The organism is Chromobacterium sp. S0633, assembly GCF_024158805.1.
Lineage (GTDB): Bacteria > Pseudomonadota > Gammaproteobacteria > Burkholderiales > Chromobacteriaceae > Chromobacterium.
Genome location: NZ_JAMZGH010000132.1, coordinates 1 through 578, shown reverse-complemented (window position 1 = coordinate 578; position 578 = coordinate 1). Strand labels below are relative to the sequence as shown.

Sequence of the window (578 nt, the reverse complement as noted above, 5' to 3'; positions counted from 1 at the left end):
ACTATTACGACGCGCTCGGCCGCCAGACCCTGCACATCGATCCCGAAGGCTACGCCACCGCCACCGAGTACGACGCGTTCAGCGATGTGAGTCGCATTACCCGTCATGCCCAGCCGGTCAACGTGGCCACCCTCAAGACCGCCAATCGGCCGACGATCCAAGGCGACCCCGCTCGCGACGCCGTTACCAGCATCCTCCATGACAAGCTGGGCCGTCAGGTGGCGATCACCGACGCCGAGGGAGGTGTCGAGAAGATGGCGTACGACGGCCTGGGCAACAAGACCGTCTATACCAACCCACTGGGCGGCGTCTATCGCTACGTCCACGACGCGCAGGGCCGGGAGCTCAAAGAGACCAGCCCGCTGGGCATCGTCAAACGCTTCGAATACGACGGCTTCGGCAACCGCAGGCTGCAAGTGGAAGCCGAAGGCAAGCCGGAGCAGCGCACCACCCGCTACCAATACGACGCGAACAACCGGCTGATCCGCCAGACCAGCGACGCGCTGCCGGTCTACACCCTGGACGGCGGCGAAGCCACGGTCAGCCCCAGCCAAAGCTGGCGCTACGACGCCGCCGGC

The 578-nt window shown here is 65.7% G+C and carries 1 protein-coding gene; it reads left to right on the top strand.

The window, feature by feature from the left end:
* On the top strand, positions 1-578 hold a 578-nt coding region (locus NK214_RS24935), incomplete at both ends, for a hypothetical protein (protein WP_253315816.1).